This window comes from Streptomyces sp. NPDC004610 (genome assembly GCF_040609715.1).
In the GTDB taxonomy this organism is placed as follows: domain Bacteria; phylum Actinomycetota; class Actinomycetes; order Streptomycetales; family Streptomycetaceae; genus Streptomyces.
Genome location: NZ_JBEXLA010000044.1, coordinates 40,659 through 57,158 on the forward strand (window position 1 = coordinate 40,659; position 16,500 = coordinate 57,158).

Below are 16,500 nucleotides of genomic sequence, written 5' to 3' on the forward strand. Positions count from 1 at the left end.
ACGCGGCACGTCGGACACGACCCGAGTCTCCGACCACTGCGACCGCTACGACCACTCCGACCTGCCTCGGCACGCGCGTGCTGCGCCCGCCGGTCTCCGCGTGGCCGTCTCCGGGCGGCTCAGCTCGTGGGGACGAGGTGGGCGGCCCGCAGGGCGGCGGGCAGGTCCCGCAGGATGTCCGGGAGGGTGGTCGGGTGGGCGGCGTCGCCCAGGAGGAGGTAGGGGACACCGGCGTCCTGGAGCGGTCCGGTCAGGGGGGTGCCGGGGACGCGGGGCGACGACCAGACGAGGCGGGTGACGTCGGCGAGGGTCTCCGTGGCCGCGCCGGTGGTGATCTCCAGTTCGCCGGGCCGCAGGGCGACGGGGACGCGGCCCGTGCGGTGGTGGACGCCCGCCCGGCGCAGCATCCGCTCCAGGCCCCTGCGGTAGATCCAGGACAGGTGGGGAAGCGGCTCGGGTGCGGTGGTGAGGACGACCGTCCGGTGGTGCAGCGGAGCGAGTACGCAGGCCAGTGCGTAGGCGGCGGGGTCGTCATCGTCCGCGACGATGACGGCGGTGCCGCCCGGGGCGGGCGAGCGGCGCAGTGTCCGCAGACGTTCCGCGTCCCAGGCGTGCAGGGCGCTGATCTCGGCCGGGCCGGTGGGGGCGGACCGGACATAGGCCGGGACCGGCCCCGTGGCGCCGGTGGCCAGGACGACGAGGTCCGGGGCGGTGGCCAGCAGGGAGGTCGGCTCGGCCCGCCGGGCCAGGTGGCGGACGTCGGCGGCCCGGCCGCGCAGGCGTGGGGCGTCCACCAGCGCGGCCAGTTCGCGCAGGGCGGGGAGCAGGGACTGGCGGGCGAGCCGGCCTCCGGGGGTGGCACCGGCGAAGTGGGTGACCTGGTGCCCTCGCTCGGCGAACACAGCCGCGGCCGTCAGACCGGCGACGCCGCCACCGACGACGGTGACCCGTGGGTTACGGGGGCGGCGGCGGGGTGGGTGTGGTGGTGTCCCACGGGGCGTCGTCGCCGTACGGCCCTCGGTGACCCGCTGTTCTTCTCGTACTTCCGGTTCTTCTCGATCCTCTCGTTCTTCTTCCGGTCGTTCTTCTTCCGGTCGTTCTTCTTCTGGGGGCCGGCCCCAGGCCGGGGCCACGGGGCAGCGGCCCGGGTTGCCGGACTGGACCTCGGTCCAGCAGATGTTGCAGTAGGCGCACCGCCGCTCGGGGAGGTCACAGGCGAGGAGGCGGCGGGGCAGGTCGGGGTCGACGACCAGGGGTCGGCCGAGCGCCACCAGGTCGGCCGCGCCGCTGTCGAGCACCTGGGCCGCGGCGGCGCCGTCGGTGATGCGGCCGACGGCTAGGGAGGGGGTGTCCGGGTTGGCCGCGCGCATCCGGCGCTGAAGGTCCAGCATGGGGGCGGGTGGATAGGTCAGGTCCGGGATGTGGTCGGCGAGGGTGGGGCCGATGGTGCCCGCCCGGTAGGTGACCAGGTCGACGGGTGCGGTCACGGTCAGTCGGCGGAACATGGCGGCGGCCTCGTCGGCGGTCGGTCCGCCGTCGGGTCCCTCCTCGGCGGTGAGGGCGAGGGAGACCAGGAACCCGGCGGGGCAGGACGCGCGGACGGCGGTGACGATGTCGGCGATGACCCGGACGCGGCGTTCGGGGTCTCCCCCGTAGGCGTCGTCGCGGCGGTTCCAGCGCGGTGACAGGAACAGGGACAGCAGATGGCCGTGGGCGGCGTGGATCTCCACGCCGGAGAAGCCCGCGGCGGCGAGGGTGGCGGCGGTGCGCGCGTAGGTGTCGACGAGTTCGGCGATCTCCGCCCCGGTCAGTGCTCTCGGGACATGGCCGCTGTAGGGGTCGGCGACGGCGGAGGGCGCGACGCCCTGGTAGCGGCTGCCGGTGAGCATCCGGCTGCGTCCGGCGTGGACGAGTTGTCCGATGAGACGGCAGTCGGCGTCCTCCACGGTCCCTGCGAGACGGGCCCAGCGGTCCCGGTTGTCGGGGTGGTAGCCGGTGATCATGTTGGGCTGGGGTTCGCTGGAGGGGTGGACGAACAGCGCTTCGGTGATGATGGTGCCGACCCCGCCGCGGGCGAGGCGCCGGTACCAGTCCACGGTGGTGGGCGAGACGCGGTGCCCGTCGGCGAAGCCGTTGACGAACGGCGGGAAGACCAGCCGGTTCTTGAGCCGTCTGCCGCGGATCGTCAACGGGGTCCAGAGCCCGGTCCCCGTCACGCGGTCACCGGCCCGTCCCACTCCAGGACCAGTTCCCGGGGGCCGTGGAAGACGACATTGGTGTGGAAGGCGATGTCCTGGCCGGGTGCGAGACGCAGGCTCGGGGCGCGGGCGGAGAGCAGTTCCAGCAGGGCCCCCAGTTCCATCCGGGCGAGGGGTGCCCCGAAGCAGTAGTGGCCGCCCTTGCCGAAGGTGAGGTGCTGCTGGTTGCCCGGCCGACGGATGTCGAAGGTGTCGGGGCCGGGGAACTTCCGCTCGTCGTGGTTGGCGGACCCGATGGCGAGGAGCAGGGGGGTGTGGGCCGGGAGGCGTACCCCGTCGATGTCGACGGCGGTGGTGGTGATGCGCCGCCAGGTGAACAGACTGGGGTCGTAGCGCAGCGCCTCCTCGACCGCGCCGGGGATCAGTTCGGGGTGCGCGCAGATCGCCTCCCACTGGTCGCGGTGGTGCAGAAGGCGCAGCAGGGCACTGGTGGCGACGTTGGTGGTGGTCTCGTGGCCCGCGAAGCTGATGGCGTGGATGACGTTGACGATCTCGTCCGGGGTGAGGGCGTCCGGGTCCTCGCGGTGGATGCGGACCAGATCGCCGGTGAAGGAGTCGTCGGGGTCGTCCAGTCGCCGGGCGACGAACTCCTCGCAGTAGGCCCAGTAGTCGACCATGAAGCGGGCGACGTCGAGTTGCTGGGCCTCGGTGGGGCGGCCCCAGGTGAACAGCATGCGTTCGGCGGCCAGGCCCTTGAGGCGGATCGCGTCCTGGGGCGGGAAGCCGATGAGGGCGAACACCACGGAGGCGGGCAGCGGGTAGGTGAGCGAGGAGACGACCTCGAAGCGGTCGCGGGTCAGCATCGCGTCGATGAGTTCGGCGGCCCTGGTCCGGATCGTGGGGGCGAGGACGGCCAGGCGGCGGGCGGAGAACGCTTTGAGGCAGTGGGCGCGGACGCGGCCGTGGCGGGGTTCGGGACCGTTGGAGAGGGTGGGGGTGGCGCCGAATCCGTCGGCCATGACGGCCGCGGCCTCTTCGCTCAGCGGGAAGACGGGTTGCTGGGTGTTGGCTCCGCTGAAGCGCTCGTGGTCCTTGAGGATGCGTTCGACGTCCCGGTAGCGGGTGACGACCCACATCTTGATCGCGGGCGCGTAGAACACCGGTGACTCGGCGCGCAGTTCGGCGAGCTGGGTGAAGGGGTCGGCGGTGAACCCGGCTTCGAGCGGGTCGAAGTCGTGCCGGACCGGGCAGCCGTCGGGTGTGGTGATCATGCGGTGGGTCCGGGGGGCGTGGCCTTGGTCCCGGCTTCGGCTCCGGCTCCGGTTCCGGCTCGGGTAGTGACTCCGGCTTCGGTCAGGACCGTGCGCAGGACCTTCCCGACGCGTGTGATGTGCGGTTCCGCGCAGTCGAACAGGGTGCTGGCGTCGGCGTCGACGCGGAGCACGCGGACGCGGCCCTCGGCCATCGCGTTGATGGCGGACGCGTAGGGGGAGTCGGGGTCCACGACACCCTCGTCCTGCTCGTCCTGGCCCACCGCCACGACGGTGAGGCCGCCGTCGAAGCCGCCGCCGGGCCGGTAGGCGAACATGGCGCCGAGGTTGGCCCGGTAGACACCGATGCGGTGGCGCACGACGGCGGTGTCGACGCCCTTGAGACTGGGGTGACGGGCCAGGAAGTCCACGACCTTGTCGGTGCGTTCGTCCTCCGGCAGCCGGGCGATCTCGTCGAGGGGCAGACGGACGGGTTCCCCGGCCAGGCGTTCGATGATGAACCCGTAGTCGATGAGGGCGCGGGTGTCCAGCGAGTCGAGGGCGGGCAGGTCGTTCCACTGCCGGCGGAAGGTCGGCATCAGATGCAGGACGAGTCCGATCTCGGCCCCCTCCAGGTGCAGTTGCCGGGCCGTTTCGAAGGCGGGGAGGCCGCCCATGCAGTTGCCCGCGAGGTAGTAGGGGCCGTGTGGCTGGACGCGGCGGATCTGCCGGACATTGTGCGCGGCGATGTCCTCGACGGTCGTGTACGGCTCCCGTTCCCCTTCCAGGCCCGGCGTCTGGCAGCCGTACACGCTCCAGTCGTCGGGGATGTGCGGCAGATAGCCGGTCATGTAGCCGACGCTGCCTTCCGTGGCCGGGAAGATGAAGAGGTTGGGCCCTGGGCCGCCGCGCAGCAGTTTCAGGGCCGAACCGTCGAGCGCGAGCAGCCGGGCTTCGGCGTCGCGGTCGGCTATCAGCCGTCTCAGCGCCAGGCGTTTGGTGTCGGACAACGCCCGGACGCGGTCTTCGAGGGACGCGGCCGTCGTGGCGGGGGCGGTGGTGGCGGTGGGGGCGGGGACGGTGGTGTCAGACATGGGGGTTCCCAGGTGCGTGGGGTGCGATGGTCGAATCCGGGTCGGAGAGGGATGCGGTGAGCAGGGCGTCCGCCTCGTCGTCGGTCATGCCCTCCAGCAGCGCGAGCGCGAGGGCGATGTCGTCCAGGTCCTCGGTGGCCCGCAGGGTCTGCCGGTCGATGAGGGCGGCGACGGAACTGGCCCTGCCGTCGGCCAGGAAGTCGTGCAGCGGAACACGTACGGAGCTGTGTTCCGCCAGTTGGTGCAGGAGCCGTACGGCGGACAGGGAGTGGCCGCCCAGCCGGAAGAAGTCGTCGGCGCGTCCGACGGGGACCCCGCCGAGCGCGGTGGAGTACAGGGAGACCACGAGTTCCTCGGTGGCGGTCCGGGGGCGGTCGTCGCCGTCGCCCGGCGCGGGGAGGGGCCGGGTCCGCAGGGACGCGCGGTCGACCTTGCCGTTCGCGGTGCGGGGCAGTGCCGTGTGGACGACGAAGCGCTGCGGGACGAGGGCGGCGCGCAGCCGTCCGGCGAGGAAGGCGGTCAGGTCGTCGTCGTCCGGCTCCTGCGAACTGTTCGCCGAGCCGGACTCGTTCGCCGTGCCCGACCCGTTCGCCGAGCCGGACTCGTTCGCCGTGCCCGACTCGTCTGTCGTGTCCGGGCCGCCGTCCCCTTCCGCCGTGTCGTCGTCCGTGGCACGGCCCACGCGCAGGTGCGCGACGAGCAGGCCGTCGTCCGTGGTGACGACGACGGCCTCCCGTACCGCCGGATGCCGGACGAGCGCGGCCTCGATCTCACCGGGTTCCACCCGCTGCCCCCTTACCTTGAGCTGGTCGTCGGTGCGGCCGAGGCAGACGAGGTCGCCGTCGGAGGTGAACCGGGCGACATCGCCGGTGCGGTAGGCGCGGATCCGGGCGCCCGAGACGGTCGTCACCGGCACGAAGCGCTCGGCGGTCAGATCGGGCCTGCCGACGTAGCCGTGCGCCAGGCCCCGGCCGGAGATGAACAGTTCGCCGGGCACCCCGGGGGGCACCGGACGGCCGTCCCCGTCGAGCAGATGCACTCCCGTGCCCGCGACCGGTCCGCCGATGGGGACCGGCCCGGTACCGCCCTCCACCCGGTGCCGGGTGGACCAGATCGTCGTCTCGGTCGGTCCGTAGAGGTTCCACAGGGCGCGGCAGTCCCGGAGCAGACGTTCCGCGAGGTCACGGGCGAGGGGTTCGCCACCGCTCCACACGGAGAGGTTCGGGTCGCCCCGCCAGCCGGTGTCGGTGAGCATGCGCCAGGTGGACGGCGTGGCCTGCATGACGGTCGCGCCGGCCGAGCCGATCGCGGCGGCGAGGGCTCCGGGGTCGCGGGCCTCCTCGTCCGTGGCCACGGCCAGGCGAGCGCCGGTGATCAGGGGCAGGAAGAGTTCGAGGAGCGCGATGTCGAAGAACGGGGCGGTGACGGCGAGGAGGGTGTCGTCCTCGGTGATCCCCGGTGCCTCGGCCATCGTGGTCAGGAGGTTGAGGAGGGCGGGATGCCCGACGGCGACACCCTTGGGTTCGCCGGTGGACCCGGAGGTGTGCAGGATGTATGCCGTTTCGTTCTTCCTATTCGTTTCGTTCGTGCCGCGCGCGACCGGTCGCCGTTCCGGTGCCGGGTCCGCGGTGGTGCGCGGGTCGAGGGGGCGGACGTCCGGCGGGAGGGCCGCCGCGGTGTCCTCGACGGCCCAGGCCACGCCGATTCCGTTGCGGCGTACGAGGGTGTCGACCTGGGCCGGTGGGGCGTCCAGCGGGATGGGCAGGAAGGGGGCGCCGGCCCGGACGCAGGCCAGGAGCGCTGCGGGGAGGTCGACGGTGCGCGGCAGGAGCACACCGACCGGGGCACGGTCGGGGTTGTGGGTGCGCAGCAGCGCGGCCAGACGGTCGACGGTGGTGTCCAGCTCGGCGTAGGTGAGGGTGCCGCCGTCGCCGGTCACGGCGGTCCGCCCGGGGGTGCGGGCGGCCTGCGCCGCGAACAGATCGTCGACGGTGGTGTGGTGGGGGTGGCCGGGCGCGTCCGGGCCCGTCTCCCATCGTCCGAGGCAGGCGGTGTCGTCCGGGGTGAGGGCGGTGAGGTCCCGCAGCGGCGCGTCGGGGGTGTGCGCGGCGGCGGTGGCGAGGGCGGCCCAGCGTGCGGCCAGGCGGCGGGCGGTGCCCGGGGTGAACAGGTCCCGGTTGTGCAGCAGGGTCAGCCGCAGGGTGCCGTCCGGCCGGGGCGTCAGATGGACCTCCAGCTCGAACTGGCTGACCCCGGTGTCGAACGCGACCGGTGCGGCCTCGACGCCGGGCAGTTCGAGGGAGCCGGGGATGTCCTGGAGGGCGAGGAAGGTCTGGAACAGCGGGTTGCGGCTGGTGTCCCGCTCCGGGGCCAGCCGGTCGACGAGGCGCGCGTACGAGAAGTCGGCGTGGTCCCAGGCGGTGAGGCAGTGGGCCGCGGTACGGGCCGTCAGTTCCCGGAAGGTCGGGTCGCCCGACACGTCCGCCGTGAGGGGGAGGGTGCTGACGAAACAGCCCATGACGTCGTGGAATCGTTCCTCGGGCCGGTTCGCGTGCGGGGTGCCGACGGTGTTGCGGTCACTGCCCGTGTGCCGGTGGAGGAAGGTGCCGTGCACCGCGAGCAGCGCGGCGAAGAGGGTTCCACCGGCGTCGTCAGCGATCCGCCGCAGCTGCCGCGTCACCTCGGCGGGCAGATCGAGATCGACCCGTGCGCCGGTGTGGGTGCGCAGGGCGGGGCGGGCGGTGTCGGGTGCGATCTCGCCGTCACCGCGGGTGCGCAGCCGCTCCGTCCAGTGGGTGAGGGCGGTGTCGCGGTCCGGGTGGTCACGTCGTTCGGCGTCCGCGAGGACGAAGTCGGTGTAGTCCGTGTAGTCGGCGTTGTCGGCGTAGTCGGTGCGTCCGGGGGCCGGGGCCGGGTGCGGGTGGGGGTGCGGGGCGCCGGGTGCGGGTGCGGGTGCGGGTGCGGGTGACAGGAGACGCTGGTAGGCGGCGGCGAGTTCACGCTGGAACAGGGCGTGGGTCCAGCCGTCGGCGACCAGGTGGTGGAAGGCGACGCCCCACAGCCAGGTGGTGTCGCCGGTCCGGGCGAGCATGGTGCGCAGGAGGGGCGGGGCCGACAGGTCGAAGGGGCGTATCAGCCGGTCGCGCAGCCGGGCGAGCGCCGTCGGCTCATCGGCTTGTCGCCAGTCGGGTACGGCGCCCTCCGGGGTGACACCGGTTCCCTGCCTGTCGGGTACGGGACCCTCCGGGCCGATACCGGGTCCCCGCCCGCCCGGCACGGCACCCTGCGGGGCGACACCGCCTCCCCACCCGTCCCGCACGGCACCCTCCGGAGCCGTGCGGAGCGGCACGCGCTGGACCGGTGTGCCGTCGAGGTCGTGGAAACCGGCCCGCAGCCCGGGGTGCGCGGCGAGAACCTCCTCGGCCGCTGCGATCAGCGTGTCCGGGGCGAGCGGGCCGGTCAGCCGGGTGACCTGGGCGAAGACATATCCGGTGCCGCTCGGGTCGAGTTGCTGGAGGAACCAGAGCCGACGCTGGACGTCCGAGAGCGGGAGCAGCGTGTCGCCGCTCAACTCGGCGAGGAGGGCATCCTTGTGCGCGCGTACCGCCTCGACGAGGTGCGGCTCCAGCACTCCGCCGGGGGCCCGCAGGCGCAGTCGGCCGTCCTGTGCTTGCAGCGCCACGTCCCGGCCGAGCAGGTCGGCCACCAGGGCGGCCGTCACGGGCGGGTCGCCGACCGGGTGGGCGGAGGCGGACGGTGCGTTCACAGCAGAATCTCCTTGCACGACGCGTCCTCCTGTCCCGCCGCTTCCGCGCCGTCGTCACCCGCGCGGGCGTGGATCTCCGTTGCCAGGCCCAGCAGGTCCGTGTCGGCCAGCCAGCGTGATACGGGCAGTTCGACGCCGAATCGTTTCATCGTCGTATTGCGCAGTTGCATGGCGGCCAGCGAGCCCGCGCCCAGGCTCCGCAGGGTCCGATCCGGGGCCACCTCCGTGGGGGGAATGCCCAGGAGTCCGCCCACGGCGGTGGCGAGGTGCTCCCGTACGGAATCCAGGTCGTCGTCGGGCGTCGACGGTTCCGCGTCGGCTCCGGGTCCGGCGGCCGGGCGTGGAGTCTCCGGGGCGGCCGGGGCGAGGGGTGAGAGGCCGGGTGCCTGCGGGGGTTCGTCGGTGATCCAGTGGCGGGTGCGCTGCCAGGGATACGCGGGCAGCCGTGCCCGGCCCCCGGCCGGGACCGGCAGGCGGTCCCAGTCCAGGTCCACGCCCGCCACGAACAGCGCGGCCATCGCGTGCAGCAGGACATCCAGCGGTGGGCCCGCGCGCCGGAGTTGTACGACGCCGGGGGCAGGGGTGGGTGTCCCCTGCGTCGACTCGTCCGGGCCCTCTGGGCCCCCTCGGCTCCCCGGGCCCCCTCGGCTCCCCGGGCCCTCTGGGCCCCCCGGGCCCTCTGGGCCCCCCTGGCCCTTCGGGTCCCGCGTCCGCAGGTCCAGGACACACAGGGCGCTGCCCGCGACCGTAATCCTCCCCGCCGCCGGGGCGCACGGCCGGTCCGACGCGGCGAGGCGGCGCCAGTACTCGGCGTTGAGCGCCCGGCCGGGGTACGGGGCCAGCGTCGACGGCTCCAGGAACGGAATCCGCGGCTCCTGCGGTCGCAGCGCCATGAGGGCGCGGGAGTCGATGACCCGCGCTCCGGGACGGCCCTCCGCACCGGTCCCGGTACCGGTCCGGCCCCCGTCCCGCCCGTCCCGCCCGCCCCGCCCGTCCCGGTGGGCCAGCACGGTCCGTACCGCGTCGGGGAGGGTGAGTGCCCCGGTCACCGCGGCTGCCGCCACCGCGCCGATCCCCGCGCCCGTCACCGCCGACACCGGCAGTCCCCAGGACATCAGCAGCGTGGCGAGACCCACGCCCCAGGTGAACGCGGTCGCGTCGGCCGCCGTGCCGGGAGCCTTAGGGGCGGCACCGGTCAGCCAGTCGCCCAGTTCGGGGCCGCCGTGGGCGCCGAACGCGTCCGCGCACTCGTGGGCGGCCCGGCGGAAGGCCGGGAACCGGGCGCACAGGGCCGGGGCCGCGGAGGGGTCCGCCGTCCCGGCGTCGGGCAGCACCAGGGCGACCCCGGCGACCGGAGCGGACACCTCACCGCGGTACCAGTCCCGTCCTTCGGCGGGCGCCACCCCCTTCCCCGGGGTGTCGGCCACCATGTCCAGCTGCCGCCGCGCGGAGTGCGCCGAGTCGGCGACGACCGCGAGGCGGTGGCGGTGGTGCTGCCGGTCGCGGCCCGCCGTGCGGCACGCGGCGTCGAGGAGGTCGGCCTCCGACACCCCGGACGCCCCGAATGCCCCGGACATCCCGGATGCCCAGGACACGTTGGACGCCCCGGACGCCTCGGAGAGGTGACGCGCCATTCGGGCCGCCGCCTCGGTGAGGGCCTGGGGTGTGTGACCGGTCAGCACCAGCAGCCGCGGTCGTCCCTCGGCCGGGTCGGTGCGCTCCGGCTCCCCCGAGCTCGCCTCGGTCCTCGCCCCCGTGGTCACCTCCGCGCTCGCCCCCGTACCCCGTGTGGCGGGCGGCCGGGGCGATGTCGTCCCGGCCGCGGACGCACGGGCCGCGCGCACCGCGTCGACGGCGGCCTCCCACACCTCGTCCGGGTCCGCGTACCGGCTGAGCGAGGGCACCGCGAGCGCGTCGGGCGCGCAGGAGCGGATGTCGTCCTGGCAGATCGGGTGCGGGTTCACCTCGATGAACACACGGTGTCCGGCCTCGCCCAGTCGGGCCAGGGCGGGGCCGAAGCGGACCGTCTCACGGAGGTTGCGCGCCCAGTAGCTGGCGCCCAGCGCGGTGCCGTCCAGCGGACCGCCGGTCACCGTCGACCAGAACACGGCGTGCGTCGGACCCGTCGACATCCGGGACAGGGCCGCCTCCAGATCGGGCAGGAACGGGTCCATGTGGGCGCTGTGGGACGCGTAGTCGACGTCGACACGGTGGAAGTCCGCCCCCGCCTCGGCGACCCGCCCGGCCAGGGCCCGCAGATGGCCGTCGCCTCCGGCGACGACCGTACGGTCCTCGCCGCCGATCACCGCGATCGCGAGGTCCGTCGGGCCGAGTCCGTCGATCAGGGCGGCGAGGGCCGCCCGGTCGATACGGACCAGCGCCATACCGCCCTGGCCTCGGGCCGGGGAGATCAGCCGGGTCCGCTCCGAGAGCACACGGGCCGCGTCCTCCAGACCGATCGCACCGGACACATGGGCCGCCGCCACCTCCCCCATGCTCTGACCGACCACCACCGCGGGGAGCACCCCGTACGACGCCCACCGTTCCGTGAGCGCGACCTGGAGGGTGAAGACGGCCGCCTGGACCCAGCGGGTGTCGGTGAGCGGCCGGGCCCCGCCGAGCAGCGCGTCCGCGAGTGATCCACCGAGATGGGGTGCGAAGGCGCGGTCGCAGTTCCGCAGCACCCGGCCCGCCGCCGGATCACCGGCCAGCGAAGCGGCCATGCCCGGCCACTGGGAACCCTGACCGCCGAAGACGAACACCGGGCCGTGCGCCCCGGGGACGGCGGACACCTTCGTCGGCGTACGGCGGGGACCACCGGGGGGACGGGGCGGCGCCGCGCGGTCGGCGGGGGCGAGGGAGACGGAGGAGATGGAAGAGACGGAGGAGGCGGGGGAGGCGGGGGAGGCGGGGGAACTGGTCGCGCCCGTGTCATCGGCACGGGCGGGAGCCGACCGGGCCGGAGCGGCGGAGGGGCCCGCGCCCCGTGTGCCGTGCCCGGAGAGGATCACATGGCAGTTCGTCCCGCCGAAGCCGAACGAGCTGACTCCGGCCAGTGCGGGAGCGCCGGGCGGTCCAGGCCATGGCCGCGTCCGGACCGGGACCTCCAGGCGCCAGCCCTCGAAGTCGATGTGCGGGCTGGGCCGGTGGAAGTGGAGGTTCCCCGGTATCTCACGGTGGTGCAGGGCGCACGCGGCCTTGATCAGTCCGGTGATTCCGGCGGCTGCCTCAAGATGGCCCAGATTGCCCTTGACCGCGCCGAGCAGCAGCCGGTCCCTCTTGGGACGGCCCGTGCCGTACACCGCGCCGAGGGCACCGGCCTCGATCGGGTCGCCCAGGCTGGTGCCCGTGCCGTGGGTCTCGACGTAGGCCACGTCGCCGGGCGCGATCCCGGCGTCCTCGCAGGCCCGCCGGATGACGTCCTCCTGGGCCTGCGGGCTCGGCGCGGTGAGTCCGTTGCTGAAACCGTCGTTGTTGACGGCGCTGCCGAGCACCGTGCACCACACGTCGTCCCCGTCCGCGAGGGCCCGACTCAGCGGCTTGAGCAGCACCATGCCGCCGCCCTCGCCCCGGACATAGCCGTTCGCAGCCGCGTCGAACGGCTTGCACCGCCCGTCCGGAGCCATCGCCCCGAACTGCGACATCGCGACCGTCTCCTGCGGCCCGCAGATGAGATTGACTCCTCCCGCGAGGGCCTCCTCGCACTCGCCGGACCGGATGCTCCGGCACGCCTGGTGCAGCGCGACCAGCGAGGAGGAACAGGCCGTGTTCACGGTGATCGCGGGTCCGCGCAGGCCGAGGGTGTAGGCGATCCGGGCCGAGATGACGCTGAGGTCCCCGCCGGGCGCCGAGTAGGACGTGATCCTCGCCGGGTCGGCCGCCGTCAGCGCCGCGTAGGTCGTCCACATCGCGCCCATGAACACACCGATCCGGCGGCCCCGCAGACCGCGGGGCACGGTGCCCGAGTCCTCCAGCGTCTCCCAGGCGAGTTCCAGGGCGAGCCGCTGCTGGGGGTCCATGTGCCGGGCCTCGGCCGGGGAGATCCCGAAGAACAGCGGGTCGAAGCCGGCGATATCGTCGAGGAACCCGCCCCACCGGGTGGACATTCGGCCCGGGGTGCCGGCGGACGACGCGTACCAGGCGTCCGCGTCCCAGCGGTCGGCGGGGATCTCGCGTATCGCGTCACCACCGTCGGCGAGCAGCCGCCACAGTCCCTCGACACCGTCCGCCCCCGGAAACCGGCCGGCCATCCCCACGACGGCGATGGGCTCGGACCTGAGGTCACGGATAGGCGCGGACCCGAGGCCGCGGATGGGGTCGGACCCGAGGTCGCGAATGGGCGCGGACCCGAGGCCGAGGGTGGGCGCGGACCCGAAGTGGTGGGTGGGCGCGGACCCGAAGTCGTGGCGGGCGGCTGCCCACGAGTCCCGCAAGTCCCGCAAGTCCCTCTCGTCCCGCCCGTCCCCGCCCCCGGCCGCCGACACGGCACCCGGCGACATCTCACCCTTGCTCACCGCCCGCGCCAACTCGCCGGGCGTCGGCCAGGTCCAAGCCGATGTGGGCGGCAGCGCCCGGCCGAGGAACCGGGACAGCTCCGCGGTCAGACCCGTCAACTGGACCGAAGTCAGGCCGAGTCGATGGAACCGGTCCCCGGACCGCACCTGGTCCAGTGGCAACCCGGCCAACTCCGCCACTCGTCCGACGAGCCATGTCTCCAGCTCCGCCGCGCCGGTCACCGACCGGTCGTCGCGTCCTTCCGGCCCTTCCGGTCCTTCCGGTTGCGCCACCGACGGGCCGACTCCGCGCAGCGGGGGTCCAGTTGCTGTCATCAGGGTTCCTTCACCGTCGAAAAGGGCGGCGGAGTACTCAGCCGGGGCCGTCGACAAGGTCTGCGACGGTGATGAAGTCCGGGTCGACCCTGCACCTCAACCGCTGTCCTCGATCTGGAGTGGGAACCTCGCAGAGAGTGCGATATCCCGTCAAGTGATATGCACTGGCTGCGTTTGCTCATCCCTCGTGTTATGGGTCGCGCACAGGCGCGGGGCAACGGGGGGCTGCTCGGAGCGGAACACCGTCCCCTGCCGGCTCACTTCGGGCCCCGGGAAGCGGCGGCCGGGCCGGGCCCGAAGCGGCGGCGCCGTACCAGCGAACACACAGCGAATCCCCAGGTAGCGTGAGAGAAAGACGTCACTGACGCCTCCTGGGACGGCTGGGACGACACTGCGCCCGGCCGGGCCCCCACCGGTCACTCGCGCCCACCGCGCCGCGCCACCCACCCGCTCCCGAAACCACGCGCACCACCCTCCCGGAATGTAGGCCCACTGGTGCAACAGCCTTGCCCCAAGGGGCAGATGTGACAAGCCGAGAGACGGACAGCGCACAGGCCGATTCCCGCCCACCCGTCCAGGCGGGCACCCTGCCCCACCGGACGAGAGCCCGAACATTCGGACATCAACCCTCGTGGCTCGACCATGGTGCTCTCGCCGGTCGGGCGGCGGGCAGTCAGGTCACCCATGGCCAGGTGGATGACGGCTTCGGAGCGGGCCGGGAAGGTCTCGTGGTTCGCGGGCCGGGTGGCGGTTCAGCAAGAGTCAGCCATAGGTCCCCACCACCCCTGCCCAACGCCTGGGTATCGAGGTGAATCCCCTGACCCCTGCCTTGCGGGCGGTGATTTCGATGTCGATGTCAATGCCGATGCCGAGGGTGGCGGCGGGCTCGACGAAGCGCTTGCGGTAGCCGCCGTCCACTCAGGTCTCACCAGATCAGCGGACGGCAGAAACACGGCCATATCGCAACCACCCGGACGAGAACAACCTCTCAGCAAGGGTTTCGAGCACTGCGTCCGGTACGACACGCGCGGGCTGGCTTTCCTGTTACTGCGCGGACAGGTGCAACCACCTGCAAGGCGCTGCCGTCGGCAAGGTGGCGGGCACCGGCGTGCCGACACGCGTGGGTACCACTTTGCGGACCTTGAATCGGCTTCGCACCCGCCGGGATTGAAAGCACCGCCCTTACGCGCGGGGGGGGAATCCTGCCAGGCATGGACGTCATGCGGTGGGCAACTGGCCTCATCCGATCAATTGCGGATTCCCTGTCCGGGAGCTGCCGGTCTGCTGTCAGTCTGGCGAGGCCGCCACAGGCCGGGCTCCTGCCACGGTGGTGGGCGATGCGCGGACCGTGTTCCGGCAGGTCAGTGATCCCGGCGGGCATGCCGCGCCTGCGCCTGGTGTGACCGCACCGCCGCTGGTTGTCGGGGTCCGCCGGGTCCCGCCCGTGGCGGGTGCGCAACCGAGTGAAGGGGGACCTCCATGTCCTCGAACACCACCCCCGTACCCGTACCCGTACCTGCCAGATGGCACCGCAGACCCGGGACCCACAACCCGGGCGCGGGACGGGGCCCGCTGCGCCGCATGCGCCGACGGGTGCTGTCCGGTCTGGCGACCCTGGCCCTGGCGGCCGGAGCGGCACTGGCCGTTCCCCAGACCGCCCACGCCGTCTCCCACGTCAGCGTCTCCTCCACCACCGTCGCCGCCGGCGACACCTTAACGATCATCTTCAACGGCACCGCGGACGCCAACACCCCCGGCGCCGGTGAGAACTTCTACGCCGGCTCCTCCACCCTCGGCCCGCTCCCTGACTTCACGACCATCGACTCGTGCACGGGCAACACCGCCCCCTGCACCAGCGTCTTCGGCTTCGGCCAGCGCGTACCGCTGGGCGACCTGGCGGCGGGCGACGCATTCAGCGGCACGCTCACCCTCCGGGTCAACCCCGGGACCCCGGCGGGTTCCTTCGTCCTGCGCTACCAGCTCTTCGGCGACAAGGGCGGCGAGACCACCCTGTCCGGGCCGACCATCACCGTCACCGACCCGCCACCACCCGCAGACCTCGCCATCGACGTGAGCGCGCAGCCGCACCTGGGCATCCTGACCCCCTACCTCACCTACACCCTGACCGCGAACAACACCGGCCCCGGCGTGGTCATCTCCGCCACCGTCACCGCCACCCTGCCACCCGGCGCCTCCGCCACCGGCCTCCCGTCCGGATGCACCACCGCCACCCAAACCGTGACCTGCACCTACGGTGCCATCCCCAACGGAACCAGCGCGGCCAAGTCCTTCCGCGTACCCCTGCACCTGCTCTCCCTGGGCCACATCACCGTCACCGCGACACGCACCGCCTCCACCCCGGCGGACCCGAACCCGGCCAACGACACCGACAGCGCCACTTGCACCGTCATCTCCATCCTCCTGGCCACCTGCCCGTAGCCCACCCGGCACCCCGCCCCGCGCACCACCATCACCCCGGCACACACCCGGGAGACCGCCCACCGAGCACCCCAGCGGCGCAGCCGACCCAGGAACCGGCTGCGCCGCCGCGGTCCGTGCCAGCGCGGGGTACCCGATGACTCGACTTGGCAACGGGTGGCAGAAGGCCGGATCTACTGCCGCATCAAGCAACCTCTACCCGGCCCGGGGTTACCTCCCCGCCCGCCGTCCCCGCCACCGGGCATCGGCCGGCGAGCCAAAACGGCAGTCCTCATCACGGCGTGCATGGGAGTCGCCGGACTACTGCTCCTCGGCTTCTTCGGTGTCTCCGCATTCGTGACACCACCGACCCCGAGCACCGTCACCGCCACGGTCACCTAGAGGCGGCGCCCGCTACGACAACGCCATGCTCAGCGACGTCGCCTCCCAAGACCACGAGGTCCACAGCATCCACGAGCGCTACACATCCCTCCCTCACCCTCCCCCTCACCGTCGGGCCCGACGACGACAGCCCGGCCTGTGCCGTCACCATGAGATGCAGCGCCGGAGCGGACCGCGAGAAGCCGCTGAAGACCGTGACGGCGCTGATCAACCGTCCGGTGCAGATGTCCGTGGACGTCACCGGGGTGGCCATTACCCCCAACGAGGCCCAGCGGGAGGACGACTACGCGGCGACCGCAGCCCTCGGCGACGCCTTGCTCCACCGGCCCTCACACCTGCGCCGCCGGGCACCGGGCCGTGCCGTCCGCGTCATCGAAGACTGCCGAGAGCCGCCCTCAGCGGCACCGGCACCGGCACGGCAAGTGGAACGTGGGCGCACGAACCGGTTTCCCTGTGAGGGATATCGCGGGACGAGGGCCGGCCAAAAAGCTCCCGGTCCAGGTGGGTACGGAGGGGGAACAAGTCGGGTTACGAGAGTCCGGC

6 protein-coding genes and 1 pseudogene are annotated in these 16,500 nt (G+C 73.2%); 1 reads left to right on the top strand and 6 read right to left on the bottom strand.

The genetic code is table 11. The annotated features are described in order from the left end of the window. Positions 1–119 precede the first annotated feature (119 nt). The 6 genes and pseudogenes from ABZX40_RS35755 to ABZX40_RS35780 form a co-directional block, all read right to left on the bottom strand. Positions 120–2,216, bottom strand: coding sequence for an NADH:flavin oxidoreductase (locus ABZX40_RS35755; RefSeq protein WP_355732647.1), 2,097 nt, complete (start codon positions 2,214–2,216; stop codon positions 120–122). Beyond that, positions 2,213–3,469 carry a cytochrome P450 gene (locus ABZX40_RS35760; protein ID WP_355732649.1) on the bottom strand — a complete coding sequence of 419 codons (1,257 nt, stop codon included), beginning with the start codon at positions 3,467–3,469 and terminating at the stop codon, positions 2,213–2,215. Before ABZX40_RS35760 ends, ABZX40_RS35755 begins: the two co-directional genes overlap by 4 nt. Further along, the gene (locus tag ABZX40_RS35765; RefSeq protein ID WP_355732652.1) at positions 3,466–4,542 is read right to left on the bottom strand and encodes a thioesterase domain-containing protein; all 1,077 of its coding nucleotides are present in this window, start codon (positions 4,540–4,542) and stop codon (positions 3,466–3,468) included. Before ABZX40_RS35765 ends, ABZX40_RS35760 begins: the two co-directional genes overlap by 4 nt. Beyond that, positions 4,535–8,308: an amino acid adenylation domain-containing protein gene (locus tag ABZX40_RS35770; RefSeq protein WP_355732655.1), complete on the bottom strand. Its 3,774-nt coding sequence runs from the start codon at positions 8,306–8,308 to the stop codon at positions 4,535–4,537. The genes ABZX40_RS35765 and ABZX40_RS35770 overlap by 8 nt, the downstream gene beginning before the upstream one ends. Next, positions 8,305–13,137, bottom strand: coding sequence for a beta-ketoacyl synthase N-terminal-like domain-containing protein (locus ABZX40_RS35775; protein ID WP_355732658.1), 4,833 nt, complete (start codon positions 13,135–13,137; stop codon positions 8,305–8,307). Before ABZX40_RS35775 ends, ABZX40_RS35770 begins: the two co-directional genes overlap by 4 nt. A gap of 641 nt (positions 13,138–13,778) precedes the next feature. Beyond that, a pseudogene (locus tag ABZX40_RS35780) lies at positions 13,779–14,055 on the bottom strand (IS5/IS1182 family transposase); the annotation flags it as partial. 561 nt (positions 14,056–14,616) lie between these two features. Here ABZX40_RS35780 and ABZX40_RS35785 point away from each other — a divergent pair. Next, positions 14,617–15,576 carry a hypothetical protein gene (locus ABZX40_RS35785; RefSeq protein WP_355732660.1) on the top strand — a complete coding sequence of 320 codons (960 nt, stop codon included), beginning with the start codon at positions 14,617–14,619 and terminating at the stop codon, positions 15,574–15,576. Positions 15,577–16,500: the final 924 nt, after the last annotated feature.